18 protein-coding genes are annotated in these 15,808 nt (G+C 44.5%); 8 read left to right on the forward strand and 10 right to left on the reverse strand.

Annotated elements, in window-relative coordinates:
- The first annotated feature begins 144 nt into the window (after positions 1-144).
- Entirely contained in the window at positions 145-1,323 is a 1,179-nt protein-coding gene (locus AC6R00_RS08345) for an MFS transporter (protein WP_494504215.1), read from the forward strand.
- A gap of 7 nt (positions 1,324-1,330) precedes the next feature.
- Positions 1,331-2,260 carry a Gfo/Idh/MocA family protein gene (locus tag AC6R00_RS08350; RefSeq protein ID WP_500640027.1) on the forward strand — a complete coding sequence of 310 codons (930 nt, stop codon included), beginning with the start codon at positions 1,331-1,333 and terminating at the stop codon, positions 2,258-2,260.
- A gap of 44 nt (positions 2,261-2,304) precedes the next feature.
- On the opposite strand, the gene AC6R00_RS08355 is transcribed toward AC6R00_RS08350, so the two are convergent.
- On the reverse strand, positions 2,305-3,219 hold the full coding sequence (locus tag AC6R00_RS08355; RefSeq protein WP_500640028.1) for a LysR family transcriptional regulator: 915 nt from the start codon (positions 3,217-3,219) through the stop codon (positions 2,305-2,307).
- A 99-nt stretch (positions 3,220-3,318) separates the two neighbouring features.
- Between AC6R00_RS08355 and AC6R00_RS08360 the strand changes: the two genes are divergently transcribed.
- From AC6R00_RS08360 to AC6R00_RS08370, 3 genes are read left to right on the forward strand one after another with little or no spacing between them, the layout of a single operon-like run.
- Entirely contained in the window at positions 3,319-4,530 is a 1,212-nt protein-coding gene (locus tag AC6R00_RS08360) for an argininosuccinate synthase-related protein (protein WP_500640029.1), read from the forward strand.
- Positions 4,531-4,545: 15 nt separating this feature from the next.
- Positions 4,546-5,289, forward strand: coding sequence for a 2OG-Fe dioxygenase family protein (locus tag AC6R00_RS08365; protein ID WP_500640030.1), 744 nt, complete (start codon positions 4,546-4,548; stop codon positions 5,287-5,289).
- A 1-nt stretch (position 5,290) separates the two neighbouring features.
- Positions 5,291-6,196, forward strand: coding sequence for a DMT family transporter (locus AC6R00_RS08370; RefSeq protein WP_004749152.1), 906 nt, complete (start codon positions 5,291-5,293; stop codon positions 6,194-6,196).
- A 32-nt stretch (positions 6,197-6,228) separates the two neighbouring features.
- Here AC6R00_RS08370 and AC6R00_RS08375 read toward each other — a convergent pair whose 3' ends face one another.
- The 3 genes from AC6R00_RS08375 to AC6R00_RS08385 are packed head-to-tail and all read right to left on the reverse strand — an operon-like array spanning position 6,229 to position 7,894.
- On the reverse strand, positions 6,229-6,720 hold the full coding sequence (locus tag AC6R00_RS08375) for an enoyl-CoA hydratase (RefSeq protein WP_500640031.1): 492 nt from the start codon (positions 6,718-6,720) through the stop codon (positions 6,229-6,231).
- A gap of 30 nt (positions 6,721-6,750) precedes the next feature.
- Positions 6,751-7,416, reverse strand: a complete 666-nt coding sequence (locus AC6R00_RS08380) for a PH domain-containing protein (protein WP_004743899.1) — start codon at positions 7,414-7,416, stop codon at positions 6,751-6,753.
- 46 nt (positions 7,417-7,462) lie between these two features.
- A complete protein-coding gene (locus AC6R00_RS08385) occupies positions 7,463-7,894 on the reverse strand; it encodes a c-type cytochrome (protein WP_500640032.1) in 432 nt (143 codons plus the stop codon).
- A 146-nt stretch (positions 7,895-8,040) separates the two neighbouring features.
- Between AC6R00_RS08385 and AC6R00_RS08390 the strand changes: the two genes are divergently transcribed.
- Genes AC6R00_RS08390 through AC6R00_RS08400 form a run of 3 tightly spaced genes read left to right on the forward strand, consistent with a single transcriptional unit; the run spans position 8,041 to position 10,148 of the window.
- On the forward strand, positions 8,041-8,661 hold the full coding sequence (locus AC6R00_RS08390) for a cytochrome b/b6 domain-containing protein (protein WP_500640033.1): 621 nt from the start codon (positions 8,041-8,043) through the stop codon (positions 8,659-8,661).
- Positions 8,662-8,687: 26 nt separating this feature from the next.
- On the forward strand, positions 8,688-9,116 hold the full coding sequence (locus AC6R00_RS08395; protein WP_054961828.1) for a MarR family winged helix-turn-helix transcriptional regulator: 429 nt from the start codon (positions 8,688-8,690) through the stop codon (positions 9,114-9,116).
- Positions 9,117-9,149: 33 nt separating this feature from the next.
- Entirely contained in the window at positions 9,150-10,148 is a 999-nt protein-coding gene (locus AC6R00_RS08400) for a succinylglutamate desuccinylase/aspartoacylase family protein (protein WP_500640034.1), read from the forward strand.
- 9 nt (positions 10,149-10,157) lie between these two features.
- Here AC6R00_RS08400 and AC6R00_RS08405 read toward each other — a convergent pair whose 3' ends face one another.
- From AC6R00_RS08405 to AC6R00_RS08430, 6 genes are all read right to left on the reverse strand, one after another.
- Positions 10,158-11,990, reverse strand: coding sequence for an MFS transporter (locus AC6R00_RS08405; protein WP_500640035.1), 1,833 nt, complete (start codon positions 11,988-11,990; stop codon positions 10,158-10,160).
- Positions 11,991-12,128: 138 nt separating this feature from the next.
- On the reverse strand, positions 12,129-12,281 hold the full coding sequence (locus AC6R00_RS08410; RefSeq protein WP_004743893.1) for a hypothetical protein: 153 nt from the start codon (positions 12,279-12,281) through the stop codon (positions 12,129-12,131).
- A gap of 63 nt (positions 12,282-12,344) precedes the next feature.
- Positions 12,345-13,640, reverse strand: coding sequence for a sensor histidine kinase (locus AC6R00_RS08415; RefSeq protein ID WP_500640036.1), 1,296 nt, complete (start codon positions 13,638-13,640; stop codon positions 12,345-12,347).
- Positions 13,641-14,315, reverse strand: a complete 675-nt coding sequence (locus tag AC6R00_RS08420; RefSeq protein WP_500640037.1) for a response regulator transcription factor — start codon at positions 14,313-14,315, stop codon at positions 13,641-13,643.
- 7 nt (positions 14,316-14,322) lie between these two features.
- Positions 14,323-15,213, reverse strand: a complete 891-nt coding sequence (locus tag AC6R00_RS08425) for a sterol desaturase family protein (protein WP_500640038.1) — start codon at positions 15,211-15,213, stop codon at positions 14,323-14,325.
- A gap of 16 nt (positions 15,214-15,229) precedes the next feature.
- Positions 15,230-15,769 (reverse strand): hypothetical protein, encoded by a 540-nt coding sequence (locus AC6R00_RS08430; RefSeq protein WP_500640039.1) that lies wholly within the window; start codon positions 15,767-15,769, stop codon positions 15,230-15,232.
- Between the last annotated feature and the right edge of the window lie 39 nt (positions 15,770-15,808).

Raw genomic sequence — 15,808 nt, forward strand, 5'->3', positions numbered from 1 at the left:
TTTTAAAGAAATTTTTTCTTGAGTATTGTAGGTGATACACCATTTCAAAGCCTAAGCGCGCTACGATGGTATAAATTGTAAATTCGTTTGTTTCTGGGACGAAGGCGATCTAATGTAACAGCTTGTTCACATAAGGAATCACTCATGAATCATTCCGCGAGTTGGAAAACTCCGCAAAACTTCCTCATGCTTATTTCAATCGTCGTCCCCATTGCTTTTTCAAGTTGGATGGCGCTGCTTAACAACTTCGTTATTGAGCGAGCAAACTTTGATGGTTCAGATATAGGTTTGCTGCAAAGTGTGCGCGAAATACCAGGCTTTCTCGCTTTTACGGCAGTGTTTGTGTTGCTGTTCATTCGAGAGCAGCGCTTTATGATACTTTCCCTCGCTGCTTTGACACTAGGCACTGCAATCACTGGCTTTTTTCCTTCACTTTTTGGATTGCTGTTTACGACTCTTCTCATGTCTACCGGCTTTCATTATTTCGAAACGCTGAAACAGTCTTTATCACTACAGTGGCTTTCTAAAGATGAAGCACCCGAAATGCTTGGTAAGTTTATCTCTGTTGGCGCATTGGCCTCATTGGTGACCTATGGCTCGCTTTGGATTTGTCTAGAGGTCTTCAAGATGGATTTCCAATGGGTCTACTTAACCTTTGGCGGCGTTGGGTTCTTGCTCGTGGTGTGGATGGCGTTTGCTTTTCCTCAATTTGAAACCAAGGTGCAGCAAAATAAAAAATTGGTTCTGAAAAAACGTTATTGGCTCTACTATGCGCTGACCTTTATGAGTGGTGCACGCCGTCAGATTTTCACTGTGTTTGCAGGCTTTTTAATGGTGGAGCGTTTTGGTTACTCTGCCGCCGATGTCACGCTACTATTTATCATCAACTACGTGTTTAACTTCCTTTTCGCCAAGCGTATTGGTCGCTTTATTGGTCAAGTCGGTGAGCGTAAAGCGTTAATGTTTGAATACGTTGGCTTGATTGGGGTCTTTGTTGGTTACGCTTTGGTAGAGACAGCAGAATGGGCTGCGGCACTTTATGTTATCGACCATCTGTTTTTTGCTCTAGCGCTGGCGATCAAAACCTATTTCCAAAAAATCGCTGACCCTGCTGATATGGCGTCTACCGCCGGTGTCTCATTCACCATCAACCATATTGCAGCTGTGTTTATTCCAGTGACGTTCGGCTTTATCTGGCTAGTATCGCCAGCGGCGGTCTTCTACATTGGTGCCGGAATGGCGTTGGTTTCTTTGTTATTGTCTCTCAATATTCCGAGATTACCTGAAGAGGGTAATGAAGTTCGAATTTTAAAATGGAGCTAGTGAGTAGATGAAAGTAGCCATTATTGGATTAGGTGATATTGCGCAAAAAGCGTATTTGCCAGTGATTTGTCAACGCGCTGATGTTGAGCCAATTTTCTGTACGCGCAATCCTGAAACTTTAGCTAGCCTCGGTCAACAGTATCGAGTTGAAAAGCAGTGCCAAGATTACCAACAGCTTTTAGCTTTTGCTCCTGACGCGGTAATGATTCATGCTGCTACCTTCGTTCACCGTGAGATTGCCGCCTATTTTATCAAGCAAGGGATTCCTACTTTTGTCGATAAACCACTAGCTGACAGTGCACAAGACGTTGAGTTTCTGTATGAGCTGGCTGAAAAGCACAACCAGCCACTGTATGTCGGTTTTAATCGTCGCCATATTCCTTTGTATAACCAGCACATCAAGGAACTTGGTCAAGGAGAGGTTGGCGACCTTACTTCCCTAAGGTGGGAGAAACACAGATTCAATCAACCGGGTGATATTCGCACCTTTGTGTTTGATGACTTCATCCATCCTCTAGATAGCGTAAACCTAAACGCGCAAGCTAAGCTAGACGATGTCTATGTGACTGCGCAGTTTGAACAGCGTCAGCTTGCTCGGGTCGATGTTCAATGGCAATCGGATTCAACGCTGCTGCATGCGTCGATGAATAGACAATTTGGCGTTACTAAAGAGAGAGTGTCAGCGACCTATGCAAACAAAGCGTTAGAGTTTGATTCTTTTATTGAGGGGCGGGCTTGGCAGCAAAATCAAGAATCAAAACTCTTGCTGAAAGATTGGACACCAATGCTTGCCAGCAAAGGGTTTGATTGCATGATTCAAGATTGGCTTGATGTAGTCAAAGTTGGCAAGCTTGCTACGGAAACGATAAGTCGAAATATTGCTAGTCACCAACTTGCAGAACACTTGGTTAGCCATTTAGAAGCGCAGATGAAATAGCAATACTGATCAAATAGAACAAGCGGAGGGGAACCTCCGCTTTTTTATAACTGACTGAACCTGTCTTGAATGTAGTCGACAAAGGTTTTTATTTGCCCTGGGATAAATTTAGACTGAGCATACTGAGCAATGACCTTGCCTTGATAGTTGCCGCCTACATGCCAATCACGCAGAATTTCAATCACCTCACCCGATTCCACATAGTTTTGAATGGCAAACTCAGGGAACACTGAAATTCCAACTCCTCGCAATACGGCCTCGCGACGGATCTCACTGTGGTTGACGGCAAATGAGCCATTAACATTAATCGATACTTTCTTGTGATTATTGGTAAAGTCCCACACCCGATCGCGAGGGTTTTCACCAAGACAAAGGCAGTTGTGGGATGAAATATCTTCCGGATGGATTGGGATGCCATGTTGCTCAAGATAATCAGGACTGGCGCACATGACTAGGCGGCACTGGGTTAACGTTTTGGCGATTAGCCCTTCCGTAGGTTTGTCAGTGATGTGAATAATGACATCGACTTCATCACCAATAGGATCGATATAGTGATCGGCGACTTTGAGTTGCAGCGCCACGTTAGGGAAGGCATCAATAAAATCTAGCACCATCGGCATCAGAACTTGTCTAGAGAGGGCTTTCGGCGCTGCGACGCGCAGTACACCCGATACTTCGGTTTTGTCCGCTTGAGCCGCTGAGACTGCCATTTTTGCTGAGTTAATCATATCGCTGCACAGACTATAGACTTCCTGACCGGTGGAGCTTAGGCGCATTTGTCTCGTGGTTCTCTCAAGCAGCTTTTCCTCTAATGCATTTTCTAAGCGGGTTATCGAGCGGCTGACCGATGAGGGGGAAACCCCGAGTTTTTTTGCCGTGTTTGAAAAACTACCAGAGTCGACGACGTTGACGAAGATTGCCATCTCAGATAACAGTGGAATAAGCCTATTTGTGTCCATGGCGCAAAAATCCTTTGCATATTTGCAGTATTGTTTCGATAAAGTTACTTATGGATACTAATTAAGTCAATTGACAGCAAGGAAAGCGGAAAGGACATCGTGAAGAAGTTAAGAAGTATTGAAGACATTCGTACCATCTCTAGTACGGTTAAGCATGTTTTAACTCTGTTCAGTGGTGGCTTAGATAGCACATACCTCCTCGAGATACTTAAAGAACAAAAAGTGAAGGTGACCGCATTAGTGGTTGATCTTGGAGAAGGCATTGATGAGTCCAATTTAAAGCTGATTACCGATCATTATGGTGTCGAACTCATGATCCTCGATGCTAAACAAGAATTCGTTGAACATAGTTTGGTTTCTGCAATACAAGCACAGGCCCTCTATCTTGGCGACTACCCTGTCAGTTCTTCATTATCACGTCCAATCATTGTCAAAAAGGCAGTGCAAGTGGCACAAAAGCTCAATTGTCAGGCCATCATCCACACCGCTAATCAATCTCAAAATAGCCTCAGACGTCTAAATGGCGCAATTGAGGCGAGTGGCTATCAGGGATATTACGGCTCGCCCTATGAATACTCCGCACTGACTCGTGAAGAGAAAACCGCAGCGCTATTTCATTCTGGTTTAGTTGGATTTAAATCTCGCAATGTCAGCGGTGATGCCAATCTTTGGTGCCGTGAATTTGAGTCGGGTGTTTTGGATGACCCAGAATCATTTACTGTCTCAGAATCTCTGTTTAGCTGGTCAAAATGGAATCCAGCGAAGCAGCTTGACAACCATCAAGTAAGAATAGGATTTCGTAAGGGATATCCGGTAACAATCAACGATTTACCGATGAATCTTAAAGAGTTAATTGCTTTCATTAACAACCACGTTGGCGCGTATGAAATCGGTCGATATGTAGGTTTCGACCACCTAGATGAGGATGAGAAAGTCTTAGAGGTGCGCGAAGCACCCGCTGCTCACATCCTTATGAAAGCATATAAGTTGTTGGAAACAGCAACTTTACCTACCGATGTTCTCAAAGCAAAAGCGATGCACAATGAAATGTGGACTCAAGAAGCGGTTGAAGGCCGTTGGGGAAGCATGTTGCAGAGCTCAAGTTATGCGTTCATCGCTCACACTGCCGAGCATGTCTCTGGCAGTGTTTTATTCTCACTATCACGTGGACATGTTCTCGCAACTGGCATAGTTGCAGATGAGCCTAAGTATCTTCGTGATAGAGATGCATGGGAGGTGCAAACCGCTCATAAAAGAAGTTTGCGCACACTCTCTCCCTCATCATTAAAAAAACAACAACAAACGGCGTAGTGCGAGGTGGCCTATATGGAAACGGTGAAAAAGCCTATCGAGCGTCATGCATCGGTTATTGCTCAGATACTCAGTCAAAATAGTTACGTTTTTGTCAGCGGTAAGCAGATGACCAATCTGCTGACAACCAATGTGGATGAGGTAATTCGATTTAAAAACTGCTGGAACCACCTAGAGCGTGATCGCTATATGGCAGATGGTGGGGCGTATCGTTATCGACGTTATGGTCAGTTCTTAAAAGCAAAAGGTGGTAAGCAGATTTCAATGTTGCCCCATGAGCCTTATGTTCAGCCTTCTTATATCAATTCATTAAATGGAGACATTGAGCGTCATTTTGAGCCTTTAACGGATCGTTTTGTCACATCCCCAATTCTAGAGAGACTTTTGCTGTTGCTGAGCGATGTGTATGACTTGGCAGAAGAACAGGCAACGGATTGGAACATTCGCTTACACCCCTATCGAATCATCGCTGATGAAGCTGAACAAGGTGAGCCAACTCCAGAAGGTTTGCATCGTGACGGCGTGACCTATATTGCGTCACTGATGATCAATAAGATCAATGTGTCTGGCGGTGAAACTACGATCACAGACGACAAGGGCAATACTTTGGAATCCCTGACGCTGGATAAAACATTTGATGTGGTGTTAGCCAATGATGAAAAAACCATGCATGAGGTGACCGCCATCACACCAAACAGTATAGATAAATGCGCGTACAGGGATGTACTCGTTATCGCTTTTACAAAAATGGAGGAATAAGATGACAACGGCTACGGGTCAATTAAAAAAAGGAAGTTTTAAGTTTCCGTTAACCGAATCATTGTTGCTACTCGTCGCAGTTTTTTGGGGCACAAGTTATGGACTGACCAAGAGTGCTCTTGTTTACACTAGCGTTTTAGTTTTCATTTCGATTCGTTTCTCGATCACTTTTCTATGTATGCTACCTGTAGTGATTCGAGACTTTCGCCGCGGGCTCAATAAAGACTGGAAGATTGCCATACCGACCGGTTTTATCCTATCGGCGATTTTTTTCTGCGAAGTGTTCGGGGTTTCTCAAACCTCAGCATCAAATGCGGCGTTTTTGATTAGCTTATCAGTGATACTGACGGCCTTCGCCGAGTTGATAATCAATAAGAAACGAGTCAGCAATACCTTATGGGGTTTAACTTTGTGCAGTGTAGTGGGCGTCTTGTTGCTAACCAGTAACCAAGGTATCGAATTGTCACTCAATACAGGTGACTATTTTATCCTAGGGGCGGCATTGCTCAGAGCCTTAATGGTGACGCTAACTAAGCGTTTTACCGAAGGAAAAGAAATTACCACAAGTACGCTTACGTCACTCCAATCGCTCGTGGTCGCGGGTGTTGCGATATTCGCTGCTATGGCGTACTTGCCTGCATCTGAATTTGTAATCCCAACCAGTACAGAGTTTTGGATTACAGTGGCTTACCTTGTGTTGTTTTGTACTTTGTTTGCCTTCTATGTTCAAAACTATGCGGTGCGCAGAACGTCACCGACACGGGTTTCTTTGCTGATGGGCAGCGAGCCATTATTTGGTGCGATATTCGCTATGGTGTGGCTGCAGGAGTCATTGAGTCTGTTACAGGTGGTTGGTGGGGCACTGATTCTGTTTAGTGTTATTGTCACCTCAACGAAAGAGAGTTAAAGATCGGGTCAATAAAGACCCGACTTTCTACGTCAATCAGTGAATGTTGGCTTGGGGCGTTCACCAAACAACTTAGGTTTGAAGGAACCAAGCACTAACTCTAAGAATAACGGTATAGCGTTAGACATACCTATAAGCTGCTCGATTTTAGCTTTCTCAAAATACTCTGGATCGAGAGTATCTTTGTTGAGTGAAGCTTTAGCTAGTTCGACCATTTCCGGCATCATTGGGACTAAGAATACAAACGCGTTGACTGCGAGAAAACTTAAAAGTAATAGTTTTATTCTTAACCAATTTGGCTTGTAATCGGATTGTCGGTAAAGGTACAGGTCTGCAAGCACCTTCAGCCCTAGCCCAGGTAGTATTAGGATATATGCACTTAACTCCTTATATATTCCCACATGATAAGCCGTTATTGGGCTTTCATGGCCTAGTGTTGCACCAATCACGATGTGAGAAAGAATCCCTCCCACATACATGATAGTTCCTAATTCGTTGATAAAATTAATAAATTTAATTTTCATATATGGAATCGTTGGATTTAAATCACTGATTTAGCGTTTTAAATCAAGCTTATGGCCCAAGTGCTGAACCTGAATCGTCGCGTAGCCAAGCATCACGGCTTCAAACTGTTTGCTCAACTCTTGAGCATGTTGTGCGTCTTTAGCAAGAAAGGCAACTGAGTAAATTGGACGTACAATTCCGTCGTTAAGTTCTTGTGTATCTAGGTAAGATGACGTGACGAGCCCCGCCTGATTTAGACTGATGACACGTTGCAAGTCGATGCCTAGTACACGATCCATCTCTAGTGCTTCTATCCCTTTTTTCCATGTGATTGTTACTCCATAGTTGTTGTAAACAGGTGTATTGTCTAACCATTTTGAACCCATAGGCTGAATGTTTGCTATTTTGACCAGCTCCTTTTTGTAGAGTGGTAAATCCTTAAGTTTTTGTTCTACTTGTGCGGGGTTGTCTGCTTCGATAACAAAGCGCAGCATCTGTACGGAGCGGTTATCAATCTGGCTACGAGACACGAACATATCTTTGATTTCGCCTTGTTCCACGAGTTTGCCAAAGGCTGCTTTTTGCTCTGGCATAGTGTTAAGAACTTCTTCTGCATTGTCGGTGTTCCATTCGAGTGAGACACCGAAGTCTGCCGCGATTGTAAAAGTTGAAGCGAAAAGTGATGTGATGAGTGCTGCGGTAGTTAATGCTTTCATGTCATGTTCCTCTATGTAATTTGGATAAGTTATCGTTTGTGGTTGATTACCAGCGCGAGCGGTAGCTTCGGTGGCAGCTTTTACAGGTTTTTTGCGCGGAGTCTAAGCTAGACTCAGCAAGGGATAGGTTTTGTTGCTGACTAGCCTGATAAAGCTGTTCAAAACCTTTATCCATTTGCAGCAACAGTTGATTAAATTTCTCGGGTTTGCTCCATACACTCTCTTTCGCTTTACTGCCTTGTTGGCTGCCAGTTGGAAACAGAGCTAATAGGCTTTGGCTATGGTTTTTTAACTGTGAACTGGTAGAACCAAGCTTATCCCACTCCGTATTTGAACCATCTAGGGTGCGGCTCGCACTCTTAACGAGTGTTTCTACTTGCTCAAAAACATGCTGCCTTTGTTCAATTTGCTGCGAGTAGTCTTGCGCGTTAACCAGTAAAGGGGTTGAGCACAGTAGGCTGACAATGACTTTGTTCATATTGGTCGTCTCTTCTTATCGTTTGATCATTTTCGATCATGGCGTGTTGTTGGGGGTAATTTACACAGCAATAGTTGCAATTGCAACTATTGCTGTGTAAATTAATGCAAATGAAATAAATAACCAAACAATTGAAGAGGCATCAAATGAAAGTATGGGATCTATCAACACGCTTATATCATTGGGCTCAAGCAGGACTATTTATGGCGCTATTGGCAAGCGGTTTTTCCGGTAATGGCCCGCATGTCCAGTTGGGTTTAGCTATTACGACCTTGATCATATGGCGGATAGTTTGGGGATTTGTTGGCAGTGAAACGAGTCGTTTTAGGCAGTTTCTGCGTTCACCAAGGAGTGTATTCAACTACCTATTGGGTAGGGAGTCATCGCGACCAGGTCATAACCCAGCGGGAGGGTGGATGGTGCTAACCTTGCTCTGTGCTTTACTTGTTCAATGTATTTCAGGAATGGCCTTGGCGGGGTTGCTTGATAATTTGCCATATGCTGAAGTTTGGTTAACGGATTCAGTGTTTTCTTTGCTTGAAAGTGCGCACTTAGTGTTGGCAAGTCTTCTACCTGCGTTAGTGGCTCTACATGTCGGTGCAATTGTGTTCTACAAGTTGCGCTCCAAACCACTGACTTGGGCAATGGTAACTGGTAAGCAACGCTTTCTAAATCAAGAGAGCAGTGTGTTGCTAGTCTCGCAATGGCGCGCTTTATTAGTGCTAGTTCTTTCTAGTTCAGTTACCATGGTATTAGTTTTATTCTAATTGCCTTGGGACAGAGCAGATCGCAAATGAGTGAAGAGTTTGATAGACAACGGAGTTTTGGGTGGTTGATTAACGTAGTTGCTAACTTTGCTTCAAAGACATTTGATGCTGAACTAAAAAAACGTGGTTTGAGTATAGCCTTATGGCCTACTTTAATGTGCTTGTGGGAAGAGGAGGGAGTTACGCAAAGAGAAATAGCTAAAAAGTCTAAAGTAGAGAACTCGACCACGACTCGAACTCTCGACAAGTTAGAAAATCTCGGTCTGGTAGAGCGACAAGCAGATCCGCAAAGCCGCCGCTCTTTTCGGATTTATTTAACTGAGAAAGGTCGAGCGTTAAGAGAAGAGTTAATTCCTATTCCTATTGGCATAAACAAAAGCATTCTCAGTGCTCTTGAACCTCACGAACGTGATGAAATTGTCCGTTTACTACAAAAACTGGTTGATGAAGTGTAACTTGTTAGAGGCTAGATGGAGGTGGAGAATAAAATGACCAAGTCACTCAATGAATGTATTGTGCCAATGTACCCAACTATTCAAGCGCTAGACGTCAACGCGCTTGAGGCGGGAGAGCATAAATTCTGGTTTGCGGTGGCAACGGACGCGATTGGTCATCCGCAAACATTGCCTGTTAGAGTGTTTAAAGGGGCTAAGCCCGGAAAACGCATTGTGATTACGGCGGGTGTGCATGGTGATGAACAAAATGGCATTTTAACCGCGCAAAAGCTTGCCCGAGAGCTAGAGGGCAAAGCGATTTCCGGCTGCGTTACTATCGTTCCGGCGGTTAACTTATCGGGCATTGCCCGCCACAGTCGTGATTTTCACTCTGCTGCGCCAGACAGTTCTTCTGCGAACCTTAATCGTATATTCCCAGGTAACCCAAATGGCGATGATGCCAGTCGCTATGCCTATAGCTTGTGGGAAAATCTACTCAAACCCAATGCTGATCTCGCGATTGATCTCCACTCTCAAACTAGCGGTAGCGCGTATCCACTTTATGCGTTTGCCGATTACCGAATTGACGATGCAATTCGGATGGCGAGGCTGATCAACCCTGATGTGATTCTCAATGACCCCGGTGACCCTGGAATTCTTGAAACGGTTTATAACCGGGCAGATATACCTTCAATCACTATTGAGGTGGGCGTGGGGCGTTATACCGATTTAGAGATGGTTGATAGAGCAACGCTGGGTGTTTTGAATGTACTGCGCTCTTACGAGATGCTTGCTGGAGAGGTACAGACGACACAAGAGCAATGCGTTGAGGGAAATACCATCACCAGTGTGAGGGCAGAGCAAGGTGGCTTTGTGATTTGTCATGTTGAGTTGTTGGAAAATGTCGAACAGGGGCAAAAACTTGCTACGCAATACAATAGCTTTGGTGATGAGATCCAAACCTACTACTCACCTACAAGCGGAACCGTGATCAGCCATAACGTAGAATCGGTTCGCGCTCCGGGTTCGCTAGTGGTTCGATTGATAAAGTAACCCCGACAACTATGGCGTGTCAGGATTGATCTGCTCTTCGTGTTCTTGAATCGATTGCTCAACTAGCTGAGTAATCTCTTCTACTTGCTCGGGAGCAGATTCTGCAATCGTACTAATAAACTCTTCGACCGATTCATTAATATCACTTTCCTCTCGGTCCGCAAGCCTTAGGTTTTGGTTGGTTTCAACCATATTGGCGACCATTTCTTGACTGAATTCGGCCAACTTCTCTGGAGATTGTTCTGCGAGTGTTTCAACCAAGTTGTTTGGTTGTTCTTCCATGGCATCACTGATGGCCACCAAGATCTGCATGGTATTCTCAGGTTCTTTTTCAATCAGCCATTCAACAATCTCATCGACTTGTTCATGCTCTGACTCTGCGAGCTTTTTCGCGATCTCAATCGACAAGTCTGGGTTGGTCAGGGTAAGAGAGCGAAACAGCACCACCGTATCTATGTTATCTAGTTGGGCGGCTTTCTCTGCTAAAGAAGCGGCCCACTCTGGGTTTTTGTTTGATAGTCCACGTATCAATGCAATTGCCTTGCTCGGGTGGTCTTTGGCTAACGACTCAACCTGCTCCCAAGCTTCATCAACATAGAGTGAATAGTCTTGATACTCAGTACGTGGATCAAGCTCTTCATGGATTGACGCTGGAGTATGCATGACGAAGCTTTCTTGCTCTTCCACAGGGAGTGCTTGTCTGACCGACATTCGGTAGATGGTAAAGACAATCAAGCCAAGATCGACAAATATTAAAAAGCCAAATAGAGCACTACCATTAAAGCGCTCCATGATAAGTGCCGCTGTATAAGGGCCAATGACTGAGCCGATAGCATAGATACACAGTAGGCCTGACAAGACGGGAACTAACTGAGCTTTGAGCGCTCTATCAAAGGTTTCTGAAATACTGAGTGGGTATAAACAGGCGATTAATCCCATAGTCAGTGCAACCAAGATAAGCGGTGCTACTTGCCATTGATACTGCATTGAAACGGGTAACGCGAAACTGACGATAGCAAGAACAAAGCACCCAGATAAGATAACTTTACGCCGTTCAAACTTATCGGATAAATAGCCCATTGGCAGTTGGAGAATGATACCGCCCGCTGTCGCTGCACCCATAAAAACAGACAACTGGAAGCCAGCAATACCTTGACCATCTGCATAGACAGGTAGCATGTTCGCGATGGTTGAATAGAGAATGCCACACACAAAACAGGTCATAAAACCCAGTGGTGATAAAGTATAGATTTCTCTGAGCGGAATCGATTCGGTTTGCTCTATTTGTGGTTCAAAGTGAGATACGAACACAACAGGTGAGACCGAAATACTAAAAAGCACCCCACATAGAATAAACAGCGTGGTTTCACTGGGCGGCGCTAGGGCTAAGCCAAATTGACCCAAGGTTATCGCACTCAAGATCACCACCTGGTTGACGGCTAAGATCTTGCCACGATTAGACTCGGTCGACACGCTGTTGAACCATGTATCTAGTGTTGCGGTAGCACAAGCGATACAAAACCCCATCACAGCACGCATAATGGCCCAAAGCCAAATCTCTGAGCTAAGCCCCATGATTAAGATGGCACTAGCACCTAAGCTACCACACATGGCAAAGGTTCTGACTAAGCCAATTTGACGCAGTACTCGCTTACCAATTATAGCGCCAAGCAGAAAACCGACCGAGTACATCGAAAGTACAAAACCAATTGATTGCACTCCGACTTGCTCATCGGCTAGTTTTACAGGAAGGAGGATGCCACTTAAGCCATGACTGCTCATCAGCAAAAACGAGCTGATAAAAAGTAGGGTGAGTGGTCTTAGCGTCGCCGTTAAAGTCATAGCTTTGATTTAAAGGTAAAAAAGAGCCATTTACAAGAGGTTTGTAAATGGCTTGTAGCGTAAATGTGTTGTAAGTGTGCTATTCAAAAAGGAGAGAAACGTGAATGAAAAATTGCTCGATAGGTAGGGGAAGTTTACTTAGCTTCGCCAGCTATTTCCTAACAGTAGAGAAACCCCGACGGAAATACCCAATGCGATGAGAATATTGGGTAGGTTGAAGCCCCAAATTGCTACACAGACAGCAACGGTGACAATTGCCCAAAGTAGAGTTTCTAAAATCCAAGTACCCATTAATTGACTCCTAAAATTCACTATACGAGTAAGTTTAGGTGAATGGGGGTTAAGATTTGGTTATCACTCTGATTGCGAGCGATGGGATTGAAAACTTACACTGGCGATAAACTCTGTCTCTTGATGATATTCAAACTTCCATTCTTGGTGGCGACATAATCGCTCGATTAGAATGAGGCCGATACCAAATGAAACTTCAGAGCTACTTGATTCCGAGTCTTCCAATGAATTAGTGACTTGAACATCAGAGCCCGAGAGTTCGATATTTATTGCCCCTTGCTTAGTATGCTGTAAAGCGTTGCGGATAAGATTTGTTAGGACAATTTCAACCAAGATGCTTGGCAGTATTACTGGTGAATTGGAGGGGAATGCACTCACTTTGATAGCGACTTGTTTTCCATCTTGCAGGTATTGATGGTTGGTTAAGATAGTCTGTATCAATTGCTCTAAATCGACCTCTTCAATTTCGAGATCATCAAGTTGGTTTCTGCTCATCCAAAGTAGGGTGGTAATAAGGTTTTGCATCGTTACCACGGAGCGATTGATCCTAGCGACTGCGCGTTGACCGCCTTTGGTCATAGAGCCTGAAAGGCGGGTTAACATCTCACCACTGGCGGAAATAATGGATACGGGGGTTCTTAACTCGTGGCTAGCGGCGCGGAGAAAGAACTCCTCCCTTTCAATTGCCTCACGCTGTTGTTTAACGCTCTCTACAAGCTGCTTTGCTAAAAGGTCGACCTCGGTATAGCGAAACTTCTCTAGCTTGTTGGTCTCTTGTAAATTGAGAGTCTGTGACCATTGAGACAAGGTAATAATCGGTTTGGTGAGTCTATGAATCAGTAAACGAATCAGAAGAAAGACGAACAGCAGCAATGCGCCGACGATCAAGAAAGCGGAGTTAAATTTGCTGACGGATTCTGGTGGGCTCTGGCTAAGTAGCTCGGTATAGACGGCCTCGTCATATTGGGAGACGATGTACAAATAGCTGTTTTTTGCTTCGACATAGTGAAGAGCAGCGTAAAGGTACTCACCATAACCGCCACTGGCATTGGCGATATAGTCTTCGTAAATCACATCGTTTTCAAACGTCTCCCAATCGAACTGTTGGAGAAACTTTGCTGGGATTTGATTGAAGTCTGAGTAAACTTGCAGGGTACTACTTTGAGATTGAGGGGTTTTGCCAGTAGCGAGAAACTCAGTCTCAGCGAGCTTCAGCTCATAGAGAAAGCCATATTTAGCCGATTCATTGAGGCCAATCTGGTAACTTTGGTTGATCATCAAGCCATAGATAGCCGTTAAACTGATCACTAAACCAAACAAGTAAAGGTATATATCTCGCTTAATACTAACGCGCTTCACTTACTCTTCCTCTCTGATCGTAATACCTACACCGTGGAGGGTGTGAATCAGCTTGTTTTCGAACGGCGCATCAATCGCTTGTCTTAGCTTAAACAAATGCACTTTCAAGCTGTCAGCATTGGGTAGCTCATCGCCCCATACTTCTTCTTCTAGCTTGGATTTGCTAACAACGTTGGGGCTATTTTGAATCAGACATACCAACATCTTCCAGCACACAGGAGGAAGCTTAATCGCTTGACCTGCACGACTCACTTGGTGCTGATCGAGGTCGACTTTGAGATCGCCAACTGAAAGTGAGGTCACTGCCCCTTTAGTTCTGCGTACCAGTGCGAGTACGCGAACCTTGAGTTCTTCCATGGCAAATGGCTTGACCAGATAATCATCAGAACCTGCGGCAAAGCCAGTCAACTTATCGTCCAAGGTATCTCGGGCGGTGAGCATCAAGATTGGCGTACTGACCCCTTTCTCTCGCAGAGATTGGCAGACATCAATGCCATCCATCTTAGGCATGTTTAGGTCGGTAAGAATGATATCGTAGCTGTTACTTAACGCTAGGTTAAGCCCTGATAATCCGTTGTAGGCAAAGTCAAATTCGACTCCGTCTAGCTCCATGTAATCACTGATTGCTTCGGCGAGATCTTTATCGTCTTCAATTAACAGGGCACTAATCGTCATTGAACCTTTACTTCCTTTTTTGTTCTTGCTGCCAAGCCCAGATAGGCGGTTTAACCAGTAGTTTAAATTTGACGCTCCACTCCGGCGCATGCCATATCTGGCTGAAAAGCTTCATATATCCATTGAAGTATACTTTAAATGGATTGACGGAGTTAATCCGTGGGTAAACGCCATATTTTACTTCTTCCTCTTCACGGGCAAAGGTACCAAACATACGATCCCAAATAATCAGTATTCCGGCATAGTTTTTATCGAGGTACTGTTTATTGGTTGCATGGTGAACCCTGTGATGCGACGGCGTATTGAATATCGCTTCAATCGGACGAGGAAACTTTCGCACCGCTTCAGTATGAAGAAGGGTTTGAAATAACTGAACGAAGGTTTCACACATCAAAACAACAAACGGATTGAAGCCGAGTAAAATCAAAGGCAAATGGAAAAAGAACGGGAAAAACCAGTCCAAAGGTCCAAATCTGTATGCCACCGATATATTGAAATAGGGCGAGCTATGGTGAACGGAGTGCGTTCCCCAAGCGATTCCATTACTGTGTAAAAATCGGTGCTCCCAGTAGTAAGCTAAATCTGCAAGAATCAAACAGCCAAGAATTGTCCACCCCGTGATCGGTAACTGAGTTAGGCTAAAGTTTTCGTAGGCAAAAACAAACGCGCCCACATAAGCTAGACCGACAACAAACAGTGTCATCAGTAGGAAAAATAGCGTGACAAAGTTAGTCGCACTATCTCCTATCATGTTCCAGCTAAGCTTCTTTTTAAGCGCATAGCGGATAAGTTCGATTAAGAAGATTGCGACCGCAATAAGCAGGAAATTATCATCCACCCAGCTTTCGGTAAATATGATGGTGCTTTCCGAGAACACTTGAGACATAGACTCAAACATAGTTATCTCCTTTACCCTATTGCTTATAGTAGACGGACATTTGGCTCGCTTCAGGTAAGCCGTGTTGGTTGAGGTAGTGAGTTTCCACTACCGCATAAGGCTTTTTAGCAAAGTCTATTTTCTGCCATGCCTCTGTCAGCTCAGCTTCATTGTGCTTTCCTTCCTTGAGCAGAAGTTTTGCATCGACTATGTCTGGTAATTTGGTCAGGTCACTTGCTATTGCGCCCGTTGTGGTCGGGTAACCAATTGTCACCTCTGCTTCAGAGAAATCTGCATTAAATGCTTGGTACAACACGACGATGCGATCAACCTTCTTAGGTAGAGGGTTAGCCTCATCGATCCTGGCGTAGAACTTATCCCATAAGTTTGGCACGCCTTGTAATGCGATGGTCTGAGTGACGCCGCGCAAATAGTTGTTGGGCTTGTTATCGACGACGGGTGTTGCTGACGATTTTGCGCCACTGGCATCTTCGGCAACGGCAGGTTGAGCTAAGACAAGCCCCCAGATTGAGCCAGTAATTAAGGCGGTGGTGGCGATGGATGCGAATAATTTCATGCTGACTCCATACCTAGGTTAAACACATACCTAAGTGTG

It is taken from the genome of Vibrio sp. R10-SF1-ISO8 (genome assembly GCF_059833805.1).